Source organism: Kocuria sp. HMSC066H03, from assembly GCF_001812045.1.
GTDB classification, from domain to species: domain Bacteria; phylum Actinomycetota; class Actinomycetes; order Actinomycetales; family Micrococcaceae; genus Kocuria; species Kocuria rhizophila.
On the sequence record NZ_KV807506.1, the window covers coordinates 168,549 to 185,593 of the forward strand.

18 protein-coding genes and 1 pseudogene are annotated in these 17,045 nt (G+C 69.7%); 11 read left to right on the plus strand and 8 right to left on the minus strand.

The window, feature by feature from the left end; genetic code table 11:
- Positions 1-13 precede the first annotated feature (13 nt).
- Together HMPREF2833_RS04190 and HMPREF2833_RS04195 are read left to right on the plus strand one after the other, a co-directional pair.
- Positions 14-649 carry an endonuclease gene (locus tag HMPREF2833_RS04190; protein WP_019309541.1) on the plus strand — a complete coding sequence of 212 codons (636 nt, stop codon included), beginning with the start codon at positions 14-16 and terminating at the stop codon, positions 647-649.
- A gap of 183 nt (positions 650-832) precedes the next feature.
- Positions 833-1,945, plus strand: coding sequence for a glycerophosphodiester phosphodiesterase family protein (locus HMPREF2833_RS04195; RefSeq protein WP_081477429.1), 1,113 nt, complete (start codon positions 833-835; stop codon positions 1,943-1,945).
- Between the two features lie 121 nt (positions 1,946-2,066).
- On the opposite strand, the gene HMPREF2833_RS04200 is transcribed toward HMPREF2833_RS04195, so the two are convergent.
- Positions 2,067-2,666 carry a TetR/AcrR family transcriptional regulator gene (locus HMPREF2833_RS04200; protein WP_039101695.1) on the minus strand — a complete coding sequence of 200 codons (600 nt, stop codon included), beginning with the start codon at positions 2,664-2,666 and terminating at the stop codon, positions 2,067-2,069.
- Between the two features lie 67 nt (positions 2,667-2,733).
- Here HMPREF2833_RS04200 and HMPREF2833_RS04205 point away from each other — a divergent pair, with 67 nt between their 5' ends.
- A complete protein-coding gene (locus HMPREF2833_RS04205; protein WP_039101694.1) occupies positions 2,734-3,402 on the plus strand; it encodes a GAP family protein in 669 nt (222 codons plus the stop codon).
- A gap of 96 nt (positions 3,403-3,498) precedes the next feature.
- On the opposite strand, the gene adhP is transcribed toward HMPREF2833_RS04205, so the two are convergent.
- Positions 3,499-4,518, minus strand: coding sequence for an alcohol dehydrogenase AdhP (gene adhP, locus HMPREF2833_RS04210; protein WP_039101693.1), 1,020 nt, complete (start codon positions 4,516-4,518; stop codon positions 3,499-3,501).
- A 318-nt stretch (positions 4,519-4,836) separates the two neighbouring features.
- Here adhP and HMPREF2833_RS04215 point away from each other — a divergent pair, with 318 nt between their 5' ends.
- The 3 genes from HMPREF2833_RS04215 to HMPREF2833_RS04225 all read left to right on the plus strand — a co-directional run bounded on the left by HMPREF2833_RS04215 (position 4,837) and on the right by HMPREF2833_RS04225 (position 7,099).
- Positions 4,837-5,133, plus strand: coding sequence for a DUF2087 domain-containing protein (locus tag HMPREF2833_RS04215; RefSeq protein ID WP_237573734.1), 297 nt, complete (start codon positions 4,837-4,839; stop codon positions 5,131-5,133).
- 208 nt (positions 5,134-5,341) lie between these two features.
- Complete coding sequence (locus HMPREF2833_RS04220; protein ID WP_039101692.1) at positions 5,342-6,124, plus strand: amidohydrolase family protein; 783 nt, start codon at positions 5,342-5,344, stop codon at positions 6,122-6,124.
- 93 nt (positions 6,125-6,217) lie between these two features.
- Positions 6,218-7,099, plus strand: coding sequence for an alpha/beta hydrolase family protein (locus tag HMPREF2833_RS04225; RefSeq protein WP_070636778.1), 882 nt, complete (start codon positions 6,218-6,220; stop codon positions 7,097-7,099).
- A 116-nt stretch (positions 7,100-7,215) separates the two neighbouring features.
- Here HMPREF2833_RS04225 and HMPREF2833_RS04230 read toward each other — a convergent pair whose 3' ends face one another.
- Both HMPREF2833_RS04230 and HMPREF2833_RS04235 read right to left on the minus strand, forming a co-directional pair.
- Positions 7,216-7,434 carry a VOC family protein gene (locus HMPREF2833_RS04230; RefSeq protein ID WP_012397824.1) on the minus strand — a complete coding sequence of 73 codons (219 nt, stop codon included), beginning with the start codon at positions 7,432-7,434 and terminating at the stop codon, positions 7,216-7,218.
- 114 nt (positions 7,435-7,548) lie between these two features.
- A complete protein-coding gene (locus HMPREF2833_RS04235) occupies positions 7,549-9,147 on the minus strand; it encodes an L-lactate permease (protein WP_070636779.1) in 1,599 nt (532 codons plus the stop codon).
- Between the two features lie 790 nt (positions 9,148-9,937).
- On the opposite strand from HMPREF2833_RS04235, the gene HMPREF2833_RS12500 reads away from it, so the two are divergent.
- From HMPREF2833_RS12500 to HMPREF2833_RS04255, 4 genes are all read left to right on the plus strand, one after another.
- Entirely contained in the window at positions 9,938-10,102 is a 165-nt protein-coding gene (locus HMPREF2833_RS12500) for a hypothetical protein (RefSeq protein ID WP_161792334.1), read from the plus strand.
- A gap of 234 nt (positions 10,103-10,336) precedes the next feature.
- Complete coding sequence (locus HMPREF2833_RS04245; protein ID WP_237573733.1) at positions 10,337-10,999, plus strand: succinate dehydrogenase cytochrome b subunit; 663 nt, start codon at positions 10,337-10,339, stop codon at positions 10,997-10,999.
- Positions 10,999-12,987 carry a fumarate reductase/succinate dehydrogenase flavoprotein subunit gene (locus HMPREF2833_RS04250; RefSeq protein WP_070636780.1) on the plus strand — a complete coding sequence of 663 codons (1,989 nt, stop codon included), beginning with the start codon at positions 10,999-11,001 and terminating at the stop codon, positions 12,985-12,987. Before HMPREF2833_RS04245 ends, HMPREF2833_RS04250 begins: the two co-directional genes overlap by 1 nt.
- Before the next feature lie 13 nt (positions 12,988-13,000).
- A complete protein-coding gene (locus HMPREF2833_RS04255) occupies positions 13,001-13,750 on the plus strand; it encodes a succinate dehydrogenase/fumarate reductase iron-sulfur subunit (protein WP_039101687.1) in 750 nt (249 codons plus the stop codon).
- 88 nt (positions 13,751-13,838) lie between these two features.
- Here HMPREF2833_RS04255 and HMPREF2833_RS04260 read toward each other — a convergent pair whose 3' ends face one another.
- The 4 genes from HMPREF2833_RS04260 to HMPREF2833_RS04275 all read right to left on the minus strand — a co-directional run bounded on the left by HMPREF2833_RS04260 (position 13,839) and on the right by HMPREF2833_RS04275 (position 16,684).
- Entirely contained in the window at positions 13,839-15,269 is a 1,431-nt protein-coding gene (locus HMPREF2833_RS04260; RefSeq protein ID WP_039101686.1) for an anion permease, read from the minus strand.
- A 408-nt stretch (positions 15,270-15,677) separates the two neighbouring features.
- Entirely contained in the window at positions 15,678-15,932 is a 255-nt protein-coding gene (locus HMPREF2833_RS04265; RefSeq protein WP_035965439.1) for a Txe/YoeB family addiction module toxin, read from the minus strand.
- Complete coding sequence (locus HMPREF2833_RS04270; RefSeq protein WP_039101685.1) at positions 15,933-16,211, minus strand: type II toxin-antitoxin system Phd/YefM family antitoxin; 279 nt, start codon at positions 16,209-16,211, stop codon at positions 15,933-15,935. It abuts the gene before it with no gap.
- Positions 16,212-16,375: 164 nt separating this feature from the next.
- Positions 16,376-16,684, minus strand: a complete 309-nt coding sequence (locus HMPREF2833_RS04275; RefSeq protein ID WP_039101684.1) for a HigA family addiction module antitoxin — start codon at positions 16,682-16,684, stop codon at positions 16,376-16,378.
- Positions 16,685-16,721: 37 nt separating this feature from the next.
- Between HMPREF2833_RS04275 and HMPREF2833_RS04280 the strand changes: the two are divergent.
- Positions 16,722-17,018 (plus strand): annotated as a pseudogene (locus HMPREF2833_RS04280) (IS3 family transposase); the annotation flags it as partial.
- Between the last annotated feature and the right edge of the window lie 27 nt (positions 17,019-17,045).

The window sequence follows — 17,045 nt, forward strand, 5'->3', positions numbered from 1 at the left end:
GAGGACCGCCGCCGTGGCCCGAACCCCTGCGCAGACCGTGGACGCGCTGCTGGAGCGGCACGGCCGCACATACGCGCAGGAGGCGGGGATCGAGCTGCGGGACGCTCCCGCTCCTCTCTACCAGTTGCTCGTGCTGGCCAATCTGCTCTCCGCCCGGATCGGGGCACCCGCGGCGGTGGCCTCTGCCCGCGCGCTGTTCGACGCCGGGTTCCGCACCCCCGAGGCGATGCGAAACTCCTCCTGGCGCCAGCGGGTGGCCGCCCTGGGCCGTGGCGGGTACAAGCGCTACGACGAGCGCACCTCCACCATGCTGGGCAACGGCGCGGACCTGATCCTGGACACCTGGGGCGGTGACCTGCGAGCGCTGCGGGACGCCTCCGACGACGCCTCGGGGATTCTCCGCCGGCTGCAGGATTTCCCCGGCATCGGGCCCACCGGCGCGTCCATCTTCGCGCGTGAAGCACAGGGCGTGTGGCCGATGCTGGCTCCGCACGTCGACAAGAAGGCGCTCGCCGGTGCCCGCCGCGTCGGCCTGCCGGAGGACGCCGCCGCGCTGGCGGACCTCGTGGACCCCGAGCAGCTGCCCGTCCTGGCCTCCGCACTGGTGCGAGTGGCCCTGGACCGCACGAAGGGCGACCCGTTGGGATAGGCCACGGTCTGCTCGCACGCCCCTCTGCAGATCCCTCCGAAAGGCCACCGCACCGTGTCCTGCTCCTCACCCCACACCGCTCCGGCACCCGCGTGCCCTGACCGCCGTCCCCACCGCGCGGAAGCCTGCCCTGCCGCCCCGTTGACCGTCCCGGATCCCACCGTGCCCCGCCCGGCCCAGCCCATGCACACTCCCCTGCTGGTCGGCCACCGCGGCGCGGCCGGCACCGCCCCCGAGAACACCGTGTGCGCATTCCGGCAGGCCCGTTCTTCCCGCGCGGACTTCTTCGAACTGGACGTCCAGCTCTCCGCGGACGGAGTGCCGTTCGCGTTCCACGACGACACCCCTGCCCGCACGACCGACGCGGCCAAGGTCTTCCCTGGCCGCGAGCGCGACCCGATCACCTCCTTCACGTGGGCGGAGCTGCAGCGCCTCGAGGTGGGCTCGCACTTCTCCGCCTCGTTCCACGGCGAGAGGATCCCGCACCTGGACGACGCCGCCGCGGTCGCCGGGGACCGGATCGGCGTATTTATCGAGGTCAAGTCGCCCGAGAACTCGCCGGGCATCGAGCAGGTCCTGGCCGACGCGCTGCAGCGCAAGCCCGAGTGGCAGCCACTGGTACGAGACGGTCGGGTGGAGGTCCTGGGCTACGACGCCGCCTCCAACCGGGCGTTCGCGGCGCTGGCCCCGGAGATCCCCCTGCAGCAGCTGGCGGACGAGGTGCCCGCAGCCGCGGAGCTGGGCGAGATCGCCGGCTACGCGCACGCGGTGGGCACCGAGTACCGACCGCTGGACGCCGCGGCCGTGCAACGGGTCAAGGCCGCGGGCCTCAGCGTGGGCGTGTACACCGTGGACTCCCCGGACGCCTACGACCGGATGGTGGCACTCGGGGTGGACCGGATCACCGGGGACTTCCCTGTGCAGCTGGCCCGCCACGTGCAGGGATCCGAACCGTTCCCCGACAACGAGGGTCTGCGCGTGGTGGGCGCGACCGGCCAGGACCCGGACCAGCAACCGCGCCACTGCACCCGCGGGCACGTGGTCCTCCACAACACCTCGCCGCACCCGGTGGACGCCTCCGGCTACAGCATCCGGGCCTCCCGGGGCCACAGCATGACCGTGGGCCGGGGGTGTGTGCTGGCGCCGGGCCAGCAGCTGCACCTCCACACGGGACCGGGCACGCACAGCTCGGACACCACCGACCAGCAGCCGGACGCTGATCTCCCGGACCACGTGGGTGACTCCGTGGCCCTGTGGTCACCCCGGGGCGTCCTGCAGGACACGTTCGCACGCTGAGCCCTGGCCCGTCCTCCCCGGGGATGGCGCCGAGGCGCGAGCGGTCTCGCCCCGGCCGCCCCGCGAACGGTTCGAACCCGGTGGCATTGCCCGGCGTGACTCCGCCCGCGTCCGACCCGCCTCAGTCCGAGAGGAGCAGCGAGAGCCCACGTTCCAGAGCGTCGTCGACGCCGCGACGCACGGGATCCGGCGCGTTGAGGCAGTCCAGCGTCAGCCCGTTCACCAGGGCCGTGACCAGAGGCGCGGCGGTCTCCGGGCTCAGCCCGTCGCGGAGCACGCCGTCCTCCTGCGCCCGGGTCAGTGCCCGGCGCACCAGCATCTGGAAGGTGCGCATCTCCTCCCAGTAGAGCTCCGCGAGCCAGTCCCGCGTGGACGCCGCGGCTCCGAAACTGACCCACACGGCGGCGTCCTCATCGCGCACCCCCTCCCCCGGCAGCAGCTCGCTCAGGGTGCGCGTGAGTGACGCCCGATGGCGCGACTGACCGCGTGCAGCCATGACGCGCTGCGTCTGTCGCTCCACGGAACGCTCCAGGGCTGCGACCAGCAGGTCCTTGCGCGTCCTGTAGTGGTACTGCACGGTCCCCGCGGACAGCCCCGACTCCTGAGCCACGCTGCGCACGCTCACCACGTCGAACCCACGGTGGGCGATCACCCTGATCGCCGCGTCCGCAATGCGCTGGCCGCTCGGCGCACCCTGATCCGGTGTCCGCTGCTCCGACATCTGTCCACCACCTCTCGTACGAGTGTATGGTCAGTGCAGTTCATACGATCGTACGAGAGGACCGCGCATGGGCGATCTTCTGGCTCTGACCGGGCTGGCCCTGCTGGACAGCATGAGTCTGGGGACGCTGGTGATCCCCGTCGTTCTGGTGCTCTCCCGGCGGCGCGTCGACGTGGTGCCCCTGGTGATCTACTTCGCCACCGTGGTGCTGATCTACTTCGCGCTCGGCGTGGCCATCGCCCTGGGGTTCGATCTGGTCTCCGACTTCGCCGGCAGGGTGTGGGACAGCGAACCCGCCCAGTGGTTCAAGCTCATTGCCGGTGTGGGTCTGCTCGCGTTCGGCATCCTGGCGCCCGATCCGACCACGCGGGAGACACCCCGCCAGGCCCCGCGCTCCCTGAGTCCCGGAACCATGATTGCCCTGGGCGGCGGTGCCGCGCTCACGGAGGCCGCCACGATGGTGCCGTACCTCGCCGCGAACGGGATCATCACGGCCATGCCCATCGGCTGGCCCGCACGTCTCCTGCTGCTCGCGGGGTACTGCCTGGTGATGGTGCTGCCCGCCGTGGTCCTGCTCATCGGCGCCCTTGTCCTGGGCGACCGGATCTGGCCCCGCCTGGAGAAACTCGTCCCCGTTCTCGAGCGGGAAGCGAAGATCACGCTCCTGTGGGTTGCCGGGCTCGTGGGGTTCTGGATGGCGGCCACGGGTTTCGCGGAGCTCGACCTCGGAGGGTAGACCACGACGCCGCCGTCCCGGGGCTTTGATCCTCGGGACGGCGGCGTCGTGGGGGGCGCCTTTCGTCCGGTGGACGGATGGCGACCACCGGACGGATCAGTACTCGATCACCACACGGCCGTCGATCTTGCCGTGCTCCATCTCGTCGAAGATCGCGTTGATGTCCTCGAGCGGACGCTTGCTGAACGTGGGGTGGATCTTGCCGGCGGCGTAGAACTCCAGGGCCTCGATCATGTCCTGGCGGGTGCCCACGATCGACCCGCGGATGGTGAGCCCCTTGAGCACGATGTCGAAAATCGGAGCCGGGAAGTCCCCCGGGGGCAGACCGTTGAACACGATCGTGCCACCACGGCGGGTCATGCCGATGGCCTGCCCGAAGGCCTGCGGGTGCACCGCCGTGACGAGCACCCCGTGGCTGCCGCCGATCTTCTCCTGGATGACCTCCGCGGGGTCCTCGGCGAAGGCGTTGACCGTGATCTCCGCACCGTGCTTGGTGGCAAGCGCCAGCTTGTCGTCCGCGACGTCCACGGCCACCACGCGCATGCCCATGGCCACCGCGTACTGCACCGCCACGTGTCCGAGCCCGCCGATGCCCGAGATCACGACCCACTGCCCCGGTTTGACCTCCGTCTGCTTGAGCCCCTTGTACACGGTCACCCCTGCGCACAGCACGGGTGCGATCTCGTAGGGATCCGCACCCTCAGGGATGACAGCGGCGTAGCGGGCGTCCACCAGCATGTACTCCCCGAAGGAGCCGTCGATGCCGTAGCCGCCGTTGACCTGCTGCTCGCACAGCGTCTCCCAGCCGGTGCGGCAGTGGTCGCAGTTGCCGCACGCGGACCACAACCAGGCGTTTCCGACCATCTGCCCGACCTCTAGCTCGGTGACGTCCGGGCCGAGCTTCTCCACGATGCCCACGCCCTCGTGACCGGGGATCAGGGGCAGCTTGGGCTTGACGGGCCAGTCCCCTCCCGCGGCATGCAGGTCCGTGTGGCACACCCCGGAAGCAATGAGCTTCACGAGGGCCTGGTGGGGCCCGGGTTCGGGGATCTCGTGCTCGCCGACGACCAGGTCCTCGCCGAAGGCCTCGACCTCTGCTGCGTTCATGCGTGCCATGACAAACTCCTCCTTGAGTTCTCCCTGCGCTGTCCGCGGTGCAGCTCCGGCACACTTCGGCAATCCCCGAAACAGCCTTCCTCGCGCCGCATCTCCAGCTTATTCGGCGCACTCAGCCCAGGACAGACCTCGGCTCCGGTTCGTACAACCATCTCCGCCGCCGCCGAGCACCCGGATGTCATGTGGCGTACTCGCGTCCAGACGGCGTGAACCGACGCCCAGCCCGCGCCGTCAGTTCCGGAGACGGCGTCCGAGCAGTGGCAGCGCGCCGAGGCCGAGCACCGCAGGGCCCTCGGCCGGTTCCTTCGCGAGGGCCTGGTGGTCTCGGTCCCGGCCCGCCGCAAGGCTCGCGTGCACGTGCTGCTGCACCTTCTCTCGCTGTTCCCCGCGGGGCGCACGTACACGGAGCCCGAGGTGAACGACGTTCTCCGCCCCGTGGTCGAGGACTGGGCGTTCTGGCACCGCGAACTCGTGGAGTACGGCTACCTGCAGCGCGACGCCGGGCGCTACTGGCTCCCCGAGAACGTGCCCGAGCGCACGGCCAACATGCAGCAGGAGGCCCCCGCGTGGGAGGCCCTGTGGCTTCCCACGCACCTGCGGGACCGCCAAACCTGAGCGCTGCGACTGTGAGTCGGCCACGGATCGTTCGGTGCGTGCGTGGGCGATCCTCGGCACCCCGTACGGGCGCAGAGCATCAGTCCGTCACCTGGGCTGCGGTGCGGCGCGGGTCGTGGCACCATGCCCATGAGCTGCCGGCGCACAACGTGGCCACGCGGCGTCGTCGCGAGCGGCGGCCCACCACGCACCATGAGGAGGGAAACCCGTGGAGCAGCGCGTGTTCGACTCGCACCTGCACATCATCGACCCTGCCCATCCCCTGGTGGAGAACCGCGGGTACCTGCCCGAGCCGTTCACCGTGGCGGACTACCGGCGGCGCGTCAGCGATCTCGGAATCGCGGGCGGGGCGGTGGTCTCGGGGTCGTTCCAGGGCTTCGACCAGGGGTACCTGATCGAGGCGCTGCGCGCGCTCGGCCCCGGGTTCGTGGGCGTCACCCAGCTCCCCGCGGACGCCGACGACGCCCGGATCCTCGATCTCGACCGCGCGGGGGTGCGGGCGGTGCGGTTCAACGTGGCCCGCGGCGGATCTGCCGACCTGGACGACCTCGAACGGCTGGCCCGGCGCGTCCACGAGCTGGCCGGCTGGCACGCCGAGTTCTACATCGACGCGCGCACCATCGACGAGACACTTTCCCGCCGCATCGCCGCGCTGCCCGCCGCGAGCATCGACCACCTGGGGATGCACGAGGACGGGCTGCCCGCACTGCTGCGGCTCGTGGAGCGCGGCGTGAAGGTCAAGGCCACCGGCTTCGGCCGTGTCCACCTCGATCCCGCTGCGGCGGTGCGCGCGATCGTGGACGTGGATCCCACGGCACTCATGGTCGGCACAGACCTGCCCTCCACCCGGGCCGGCCGGCCGTTCCGGGACGACGATCTCCGGGTGATCGAGGAGGCCGTTCCTGCAAAACACATGGCGGACGTGTTCTGGGGAAATGCCGCGCGGTTCTACCTCGGCTCGGACACCAGCGGCAGGGGCCGGGCGGAGTGAGCACCGGCGCCGGTGTCGTGCACGCCGGGAACGGCGCGAGCACCGGCGGGGCGACCCGTGCCGGCATCCGCCTCGTACCCTAAAGTAACTTTCATGCGAGACGACCAGAGCACCCCCGTGCGCACCGAGCGCCTGTCCGTCCCCGTGGGATCCGAGACCGTGGTCGGCACGGTGTGGCTGCCCGCGCAGGAGCCGAGCGGCGTCGTGGTGGTGCACCCGGCTACGGCGACCCCGGAACGGTTCTACCGCGCGTTCGCCGAGCACGTGGTGGGGCGCGGCCTGGCCGCGGTGACCTACGACTACCGCGGCACCGGGCGCTCGGGCGATCCCCGTGAGCACAGGCACCTGCGGATGCGGGACTGGATGGACGGTGACGTGCCCGCGGTCGCCGCCTGGACGCGTGCCCGGTTCCCGGACCTGCCGGTGACGGCCGTGGGCCACAGCATCGGTGGGCACGCCATGGTGCTGGGCAACGGGCTGGAGGGCCTGGACCGGTTTGCCATCGTCTCCTCGCACGTGGCGGACACCCGCACGGTGACCCCCACGAAGGAGAAGGTGCGCGTGGCCGCGATGCTCCACGTGGTGGGGCCCACGATCAGCCGGGCCCTGGGGTACATGCCGGGGAAGAAGCTCGGGATCGGTGAGGACATGCCGGCCGCCGCGATGCTCGAGTGGGGCACGTGGGCCCGCCACCGGGGCTACTTCTTCGACGACCCCTCCATGGACGCCCCGGCCCGGGCCGCATCCGTGACGCAGGAGGTCCTGGCGCTCGGCGCGTCGGACGACTCCTGGGCGAGCCCGGCGCAGATGAAGGCGCTGACCACGCGGCTGACGTCCGCGACCGAGGAGCACCGCACGTACACGCCCGAGCAGCTGGGGGTCGCACGGATCGGCCACCACGGCCTGCTCCGCCGCTCCGTGGGCGAGACCGTGTGGCCCGAGCTCGTGGACTGGCTCACCGCACCCCGTTCGTGAGGCGGTGACACCGGGTCATCCGGTGGGCGCGGGGGCGTCCGTCTCCGCGAGGGGACGCAGGTGCGGGACCGGCGGTGCGGCGTCGTTGTGCCCCGGGGCGGACGCCCCCGGGACCGTCACTCGGCAGGCGCTGAAAAAGACCACATGACGCCGTAGCGGTCGAAGACCTGGCCGTACCAGTCGCCCCAGGGGGCCTTCTCGAACGGCATGCCCTGCAGGTCCATGTCCCCGTAGCGCAGGATGTGCAGCTCACCGCCGAAGACGTCGTGCCAGTGCTCCATGGCCTCGGCCGCGGTGCCGGGAAGGGCGATGTAGGTGGCCAGGTTCTGGACCATGGTGGGCTCCTTCCGAGCGTGGGGGTGCGGGGGTGTGCGAAGCCAGTATGACGCGCGGCGCCCACCCCGCAACAGGGTGGGCGCCGCGCAGGCCGTGACGAGGGGACCGACCGGTTAGACCATGGTGAGCCCGAACGTCCACACGCACATCACCGCAAGCATGCCTAGGCTGTACATGAGCGAGCCGCGCATGATCTCCGCCTCGCGGCCGTTGAGGCCCACGGCACCCGCCGCGATCGCGATGGACTGCGGGGAGATCACCTTGGCAGTGGTGCCGCCGGCCGTGTTGGTGCCCACCAGCAGGGCCGGGCTGGCCCCGATGCCCTCCGCGGTGGCCACCTGCAGCGGCGCGAACAGCGTGTTGTTGTTGACCACGGAACCGGTGAGGAACACGCCGATCCAGCCGATGATGGGTGCGAACAGCGGGAAGACCGGCCCGGCGGCGGCGAGCGCGGTGCCCATGGCGGTGGAGCCGCCGGAGTAGTTGGCGATGTTCGCGAGCATGAGGATCACGGCGATCAGCACGATGGCGGGGCCGAGGGCCTTCAGAGCACCGCGCAGCTCCTCGAACAGCTCCTTCGCGTGGATCTGCGGGGTGGTGAAGAACGTGATCAGCACCGCGATCAGGATGGCCGTGCCGGTCGCGCCGAGCAGCGAGAAGGTCCAGGTGGCGTTGACCACGGAGCCGGCGGCGGTGGTCACGTGGCCGGTGAGGCCGGGGATGGGGATTTTGACGGTCGTGAACCCGAGGGCACCCTGGGTGAAGAGGCCCTGCACGGCGGGAACGGACCACAGCAGGATCACACCGGTGAGGATGTAGAAGGGGCTCCACGCGCGGATCACCTCGCTCGCGGGGTGGCTGGCCTCAGAGGCCTCGGGGGCCTCTGGGGCGCGGGAGATCCGTCGCGGGGACCACACGTGGCACAGCGCGAACAGGGAGACCATGGCCAGCAGCCCGGCGGCGAGGTCCGCGAGCTCCGGGCCCATGAACCACAGCAGCCCGCCCTGCACCAGGCAGAACACCGCGGAGGACACGAGGGCAGGGAGCCAGGTCTCGCGCAGGCCGCGGATGCCGTCCACCATCCACACCAGCAGGAACGGGACCAGGAAGGTGAGGGGCTGGAGCAGGATCACGAGCGCCCGGGAGAGGTCCTGGACCTCCATGGAGGTCACCTGCGCACCCACGAGCACCGGCACGCCGATCGCGCCGTACGCGCCGGCGGCCACGTTGGCCACGAGGCACAGCACGGCCGCGCGCACGGGCGGGAACCCGAGCTGCACGAGCAGCGCCGCGCAGATGGCAATGGGCACGCCGAAGCCGGCCACACCCTCCAGGAACGCGCCGAACGCGAACGCGATGAGCAGCACCTGCACCCGCTGGTCGGCGGAGACGCTCGCGATCGAGGAGCGGATCACGTCGAAGCGCCCGGAGCGCACGCTCAGCCGGTACAGCCACACCGCCATCACAATGATGTAGGCGATGGGCCACAGCGCGGTGAGCAGCCCCAGCAGACCGGAGCCCGCGATGGCCGTGACGGGCATGCGGAACACGAGCAGGGCCACCAGCACCTGCACCACGAGTGCGATCACGCCCGACTTCAGGCCGGTGAGCTTGAACAGCATCATGCACGCCAGGAACACGACGATGGGCACGGCGGCCACCAGCGCGGTCAGGGGCAGGCTGCCCAGGGTGTCGAGCGATTGGGTCCACATGGCGTCCTCCACGACGTCCGGCGGGTGGGCGGGCAACGACCCAGGCCGACGACGACGCTGCGGGGCGCCCTCGGTCGCTCACGGCCGGGCGGGCGCGCGGCGGCTGCATCGGGGGGCCATGAAGCCCTCCGCACCACCCGCCGCGGCGCCGTACCACAACGCCTAGATCGCAGGCTCAACGCTAGTCCTGCGAGGGCCCCGCGGGACCCGGCCACTGCGAGAAAAGCGCCAAGTGTGAGGCAATACACCAGTCCCCGAGATCAGGGACGCACGGGCTCCTCGCCCCGGACCCTGGGCTCCGGCAGGTACACCTGTCCCCCGGCGGCGAGGAACTCCGGATCCGCGGGCTTCGGTGATCAGCGTCGAGGGCGATCCCACGTTCCTCGGCTACCTGACCCGCAACCTGGCTCCGCCCGTCGAGCGCGACCGTGGTGGAGGGGTTCGTGGGACCGGTGGGCACGCGGGTGTCCTTCAGCCGCGCAGGCTCCACGGGCGGGTTCCAGCCGGACGAGGGCAGCGGCGAGCACACCGTCGAGGACTGGGTCTCCCCCGCATCGCTGCTGGAGATGCCCGCCCCCGAGGACCTGGTGGTGTGGAAGAGCAACATCGACGGTTTCGACATCCACGTGCTCGCGCACCACTGGAACGCCATCGACGCGCGGTGCGACGCCGTGTGGTTCGAGTACGACTCCCCGCGCACCCTCGGTGACCCGCCGACGACGAACGCCTGGTCCAGGCCCTCGCCGAGAGTGGACGCACCCTGCTGGTCCACGACAACCTCGGACGCCTCATGGTCGAGCTGCTTCCCGGTGACAGCGCCGGACTGCGCACCCTGTCCCACTGGCTGCACGAACAGGTCGAGGGTCACGTGGTGGTGCCGTACCTGGACGTCCGGGCGCTGACCGAGCGCGCGAAGAATGTGCTGCAGGCGAATTGTTCCCGGGTCGTCGACTGAAAAATTGATTGTGCACGTCGGAAAACTGCAGTGCACTGATCATTTCCCCCAGCAGCTTTCCACACGCTTTCCCGCAATGCGCGGCAATGCCCCTCCCGGCCGTGAGACGGGAGTAGCGTGGAAAACACACCTGGCAATGCCGACAATGCGGCCCAGGTACGGGGAAGGGCAATCATGACGGCCACTGCGCACCGAGAGCACCACCGATCGTCTCCACCGCGCAGAAGGCTGCCGGTGTCGAACTTCGCGGCGAAAACCACCATGGCCCTCACGGGGCTCGTTTTCGTGGGATTCGTGTTCGTCCACATGTACGGCAACCTGCACATCTACCGGGGCCAGGAGGAGTTCGACCACTACGCCCACTGGCTGCGCGAGCTGCTCATGCCGCTCGTGCCGTACGAGGGCGTGCTGTGGATCCTGCGCGTGGTGCTGCTGATCAGCCTCGTGCTGCACGTGGGGTGCGGGCTTCTGCTGTGGACGCGCGCCCGCCGGGCCCGCGGGGCGTTCCCCCGCACCGGGCTGCGCCGCGGCGAGGCGTGGCTGGCCCGGACCATGCTGGGCACCGGTGTGGTGATCCTGCTGTTCGTGATCTTCCACATCCTCGACCTCACCCTGGGGGCGCCACCGGCCGCCACCGGCTCGTTCGAGGCCGGCTCGGCGTACGCCAACCTGGTCGCCAGCTTCCAGCGCCCCGTGGTCGCGGCGTTCTACATGCTCACGATGCTGGTGCTCACCGCCCACGTGGCCCACGGCACGTGGACCGCCGCCAACGACCTCGGTGCCACGGGCAGGCGGCTGCGCCAGGTCGCGGCCTGGGTGGCCGGGCTGGTGGCGATCGCCATCTGCGTGGGCAACGTGACCATCCCCCTCATGGTTCTGCTGGGAGTGATTCAGTGATGACGGCATCCACACAGGCCCAGGCCCTGCTCGACGAGCTCCGCACGGTGGGTTCGGACCTGCCCGGGCTGCAGGCGGAGGTCCCCGCGTCCCAGATCTGGGCGGACCGGCGGCTGCACTACCGCCTGGTCTCCCCGCTGAACCGCCGCAAGTTCACGGTCATCGTGGTCGGCACGGGCCTCGCGGGGGCGGGCGCCGCCGCGGCCCTCGGGGAGCTCGGGTACAACGTGGAGTCCTTCACGTTCCACGACGCCCCACGGCGAGCGCACTCGGTGGCGGCCCAGGGCGGCATCAACGCGGCCCGCGCCCGCAAGGTGGACAACGACTCCGTGGCCCGGTTCGTGAAGGACACCGTCAAGGGCGGTGACTTCCGGGGCCGCGAGGCGGATGCCTGGCGCCTGGCCGAGGAGAGCGTGCGGGTGATCGACCACATGAACGCGATCGGCGCCCCGTTCGCGCGTGAGTACGGCGGCCAGCTGGCCACCCGCTCGTTCGGTGGCGTGCAGGTCTCCCGCACCTACTACACCCGGGGGCAGACCGGTCAGCAGCTGCAGGTGGCCGCCGCCCAGGCGCTGCTGCGGCAGGTCTCCACGGGGCAGGTGAACCTGCACACCCGCACGGAGATGCTGGACCTGATCGTCGCGGACGGCCGCGCCCAGGGCATCGTGGTACGCGATCTCATCACGGGAAAGATCTCCGCAGTCACCGGCGACGCCGTGGTGCTGGCCACCGGCGGCTACGGCAACGTGTACTACCGCTCCACGCTGGCCAAGAACTCGAACGTGACGGCCGCGTTCCGGGCCCACCGGCGCGGGGCGCTGTTCGCCAACCCGTGCTTCATCCAGTTCCACCCCACGGCGCTGCCCGTCTCCAGCGAGTGGCAGTCCAAGACCACGCTGATGAGCGAGTCCCTGCGCAACGACGGCCGCATCTGGGTGCCCGTGCAGCCCGGGGACGAGCGCGCGCCCAACGACATCCCCGAGGACAAGCGCGACTACTACCTGGAACGCCGGTACCCGGCCTACGGCAACCTCACGCCCCGCGACGTCGCCAGCCGGGCGGCGAGGACCGAGATCGACGCGGGCCGCGGCGTCGGGCCACTGAAGAACTCCGTGTACCTGGACTTCCGGGACGCGATCGAGCGGCTCGGAAAGAAGATGATTGCCGAGCGCTACGGCAACCTCTTCGAGATGTACTCGGACGCGACCGGCGAGGACCCGTACGAGCAGCCCATGCGCATTGCGCCGGGCGCGCACTTCGCCATGGGCGGGCTGTGGAGCGACTACGACATGATGACGTCGGTCCCCGGCCTGTTCGTGGGCGGCGAGGCCGGCTGGGGCTACCACGGGGCCAACCGCCTGGGCGCCAACTCGCTGCTCTCGGCGTGCGTGGACGGCTGGTTCACGCTCCCCTACTCGGTGCCGAACTACCTGGCCCCGCTGCTGGGCCAGGAGAAGCTGTCGGTGGACGACGACGTCGTGCGGGCCGCGGTGGCCGAGGCCGAGGCGGGCGTGCAGGCGCTGATCGACATCGGCGGCACCCAGGGCCCGGAGCGCTTCCACCGGCGCCTGGGCGACCTGCTCTACGCGAAGTGCGGGGTCACGCGCTCCGCCGAAGGCCTCGCCGAGGGCCTGGAGGGCATCCGCGCGCTGCGCGAGGAGTTCTGGACGGACCTGCGCGTGCAGGGCCGCCCGGACGGCTTCAACCAGGAGCTCGAACGGGCCGGGCGCGTGGCCGACTACCTGGACATGGCCGAGCTCATGTGCCTGGACGCGCTGGACCGGGACGAATCCTGCGGGGCGCACTTCCGGGACGAGCACCAGACCGAGGGCGGCGAGGCCCAGCGCGACGACGCCCACTGGCTCTTCGCCTCGGCCTGGGAACGTGTCGGGTCTGACGACGCCGCCCCGCACGGCCCGCGCTACGTGCGGCACCAGGAGCACCTGCAGTTCCCGAGCGTCCCGCCCGAGACCCGCGACTACCGATGAGAGGACCATCCTCATGAAACTCACGCTGAAAGTCTGGCGGCAGGAGTCCGGCGCCGAGGGCGGGCACTTCGAGGAGTACCCGCTGGAGGACGTGGGGCCCGAGTTCTCGCTGCTCGAGGCGCTCGACAAGCTCAACGACGACCTCGTGGCCCGTGGCGAGGACCCGGTGGCGTTCGACTCGGACTGCCGCGAGGGCATCTGCGGGGCGTGCGGCGTGACCGTGGACGGCAGGCCCCACGGCCCTCAGGAGAAGACGCCGTCCTGCCGGCAGCACCTCCGCTCCTTCGAGGACGGCGCCACCGTGCAGCTCGAACCGTTCCGCAGCGGCGCGTTCCCCGTGGTCAAGGACCTCGCGGTGGACCGCAGCGCGCTGGACCGGGTGATCGAGGCCGGTGGTTTCGTGTCCACCTCCGTGGGCACCGCCCCGGACGCGGACGCCATTCCCGTGACCCACGAATCCGCGGAGTGGGCCCTGGACCTGGCCGCGTGCATCGGCTGCGGTGCGTGCGTGGCGGCGTGCCCCAACGGCTCCGCCCAGCTGTTCGCCGGGTCCAAGACCATGCACCTGGCCACGCTGCCCTCCAGCCAGAAGGAGCGCAGCCGCCGGGCCAAGGGCATCACGCGCGCCGCCGAGGAGGAGTTCGGCCCGTGCTCGGTGTACGGCGAGTGCGCGGAGGTGTGCCCCGCGGGCATCCCGCTCACCGCGATCGCCGGGCTCAACCGGGAGAAGCTGCGGCAGGTGCTGCGCAACAAGGACGACTGACCCGGCCGCTTCCCACAACAGACGACGACGCTCGGTGCCCCTGGGAGGGTACCGAGCGTCGTCGTGCTGGGAGGGTTCGCGGGGCGGGCTACATGGCGAGGTCGCCCAGGACCCACATCCAGCCGCTGCCCACGACGGTCCAGATGACAATGATCGCGACGGACATGATGAAGGCGACCTTGAACCACTCGGAGACCTTGACGTACCCGGAGCCGTAGACCACCCCGGACGGGCCCGAGGCGTAGTGGCTGATGGCGCCGAAGAGGTTGCCGATGTAGCCGAGGGCGAGGGCCGCAAACATCGGCGGGGCACCGGCGGTGATGGCCGCGCCCAGGAACACGCCGTACATGGCGACGATCTGCGCGGTGTTCGAGGCGAACATGTAGTGCGCGTAGAAGTAGACGAGCGCCAGGATGGCAAAGGCAACAGCCCAGGGCATGCCGCCGACAGCGCCGGAGACCACCGAGCCGATCCAGGTGATGACGCCCAGGTTGTTCAGGTTCTCCGCCATGCCCACCAGGACCGCGAAGAAGATCAGGGTGTTCCAGGCGGAGCCGTTCTTGGCCATGTCGTTCCAGGTGAGCACCTTGGTCACCAGCAGCACCGCGATGCCGACAAAGGCCGCCGTGGTGGCGTTGACACCGATGGCCGTGCCGAAGACCCACAGCAGCAGGAGCAGCACGAACGTGGCCGCCATGATGATCTCACCGCGAGTCATGGACCCCATCTTCTGCAGCTCGCTGCGGGCCATGGTGGGTGCTTCCGGCGTGCTCTTGAGCGTGGGCGGGTAGACCTTCATGAGCAGCCACGGAACCACCGCCAGGCTCACGAGGCCGGGGATCAGCGCGGCCAGGGCCCACTGTCCCCAGGAGATGTGGACGCCGAGCTTCTCCGCGGAGGCCACGGCCAGCGGGTTGCCGGCCATGGCCGTGATGAACATGGCGCTGGTGATCACGTTGACGTGGGCGGCGGTGAACGTGAGGTAGGAGCCGAGCTTCCTGCGGGACTCGTCGGTGTCCGGGGTGGAGCCCTGGACCTCCGCGACGGAGCGGACGATCGGATAGATCACGCCACCGGCGCGGGCCGTGTTGGACGGCGTGGCCGGTGCGAGCAGAAGGTCCGTGACGGCCATGCCGTAGGCGATGCCCAGGGGCGATTTGCCCAGCACGGAGAGGAACATCAGGGCGATGCGGCGGCCCAGCCCGGTGAGCAGGAACCCGTCCGCGATGAAGAACGCCGCGACGATGAGCAGCACCGCGGAGTTGGAGAACCCACTCAGCGCCTCCCCGCCCTTGACGTCCATGGCGCCGGTGATCATGGCCGTGGCCAGACCGATCAGCGCCACCGACGGGGTGGGCAGGGGCTGAAGGATGAGCCCCAGGATGGTCGCGACGAAGATGCCGAACATGTGCATGCCGCGGGGGTCCACGCCCTCCGGCGCGGGGATGAAGAAGATCACCGCCCCGACGAGGACCATGAGCCCGAACTTCCAGAGCATGGAGACGGTGTCCCGACTCATGGTTCTGGATTCGCGGGTGGAATCAACCTGATGGCCGGACATTTCTGCCTCCGAGTGTCGCTCCGGTGTGAGACTCTTCTCTCCTCAATTTTAGGCCCGTGGCCAGCGAAAATACGGCTCCCCGGTCATGTGGAGGCGACCAGTCTGGTGATTCCCGTCACCATTCATCGGGTGACCATGGGCAGGGGGTCAAAGGCCGGATGCGGGTCGGTTTTCAACCGCCCGTAGGTGTCGACGTCGAGGCGTTCCCCGTCCACCAGGAATTTCTGACGCTGGGTCCCCTCCTTGAGGAAACCAGCTCTTTTCGCGACGACGGCCCGCGGTTCATGAGGTCACCCCAGGCGCCCTAGACGTCGGCAGCAAAGTCACCTGGCACAGCCGATCCGAACAACGACAGTTCAGCCCGGCTCAGTAGTGGTATCGAGCCTGCAAGATCACGAGATCCTCACCAGTCACGAGGTAGACGAGCCGGTGCTCCTCGTTGATGCGCCGCGACCACGAGCCCCGCGCCCCGTACTTCAACTGCTCCGGCTTGCCGATGCCCTCGAACGGCTCGCGCAGGCAGGCATCGATGAGCAGGTTGATCCGCTTGAGGATTCTCCGGTCGGCGGTCTGCCAGTACGTGTAGTCCTCCCAGGCGGCCTCGTCCCAGACCAGCCGCATTCAGACGTCCCGAGCCTGGCTGACCGACTCGTCGGAACGGTCGAGCTCGTGGACCTGGGTCTTTCCGACACGGGCACGATCGTAGGCGTCGAGAAGCCTGCGGGCGTTCGACGGCGACCGGAACAGGTAGGCGGTCTCCTGCCACGCCGCGTACTCGTCGGCGGGCATGAGCACCGCGTTGCCCTTCCGAGAGACGATCTCGATGGCTTCTTGGTCCTCGTTCACGCGCTCGATGAGCGGGAAGAGAGTCTTGCGGGCCTCGCTTGCGCTGATGGGCATGGGGTTCCTCCCCTACGTTGAGTGGTACTTGTTTATGGTACCAGTCAGCGCCCTGGGATGGTCCGGATGACGACGATCAGACATCATCGTCCTTCACTGAGGACTTTGCCAAGGCGGGAGAGCACTGCATCCGCGGATCTCCAGGGGTGGTTGCACGATGCACTTCAGGGATCTGCAATGACAAGCGGAATAATTGCCGCGATTCGTTCCCCAGCGCGATCCTCCGCGCAGTCCAACTCGTAGTGGCTCTGAAGATTGAGCCAGAACTCGGCTGATGTCCCGAAATACCGTGCCAAACGGAGGGCCGTGTCCGCACTGATCCCCCGCTTGCCGTGCGCGATCCCATTGATCCGCCGGGGAGACATCCCGATGGAGACGGCGAGCTTGCCCTGGGTGATGCCGAGTCCTTCGATGAAGTCCTTCATCAGAACTTCTCCAGGGTGGATCGGCTCGATCTTGTCAATGGTAGTCAACGATCTCGACCTCCTCTGGTCCTGGGTGAAGCGCTCTGGGTCCCAGTTCCGCGTCAGGTCATTCGTGCACGCACTGAACGAGCAGCACCTGCACGGGTCGATGGGCCAGGTCGGTGCCGCCGGTGACAACGCGGCGATGGAGTCCTTCTTCGCGTTGTTGCAGAAGAACGTCCTCGACCGCCGTCGCGGGCAGGCCCGTGACGAGCTGCGGATCACGATTATCACCTGGATCGAACGGGCCTACCACCGGGGCCGCCGACAGGTTCGTCTGGGCCGTTTGACCCCGCGGGAGTGCAAGACCATCATGAACCCAGCCGTGGGCCTCGCGGCTTGACACTACAACTGTCCCCTAACCGTGCAG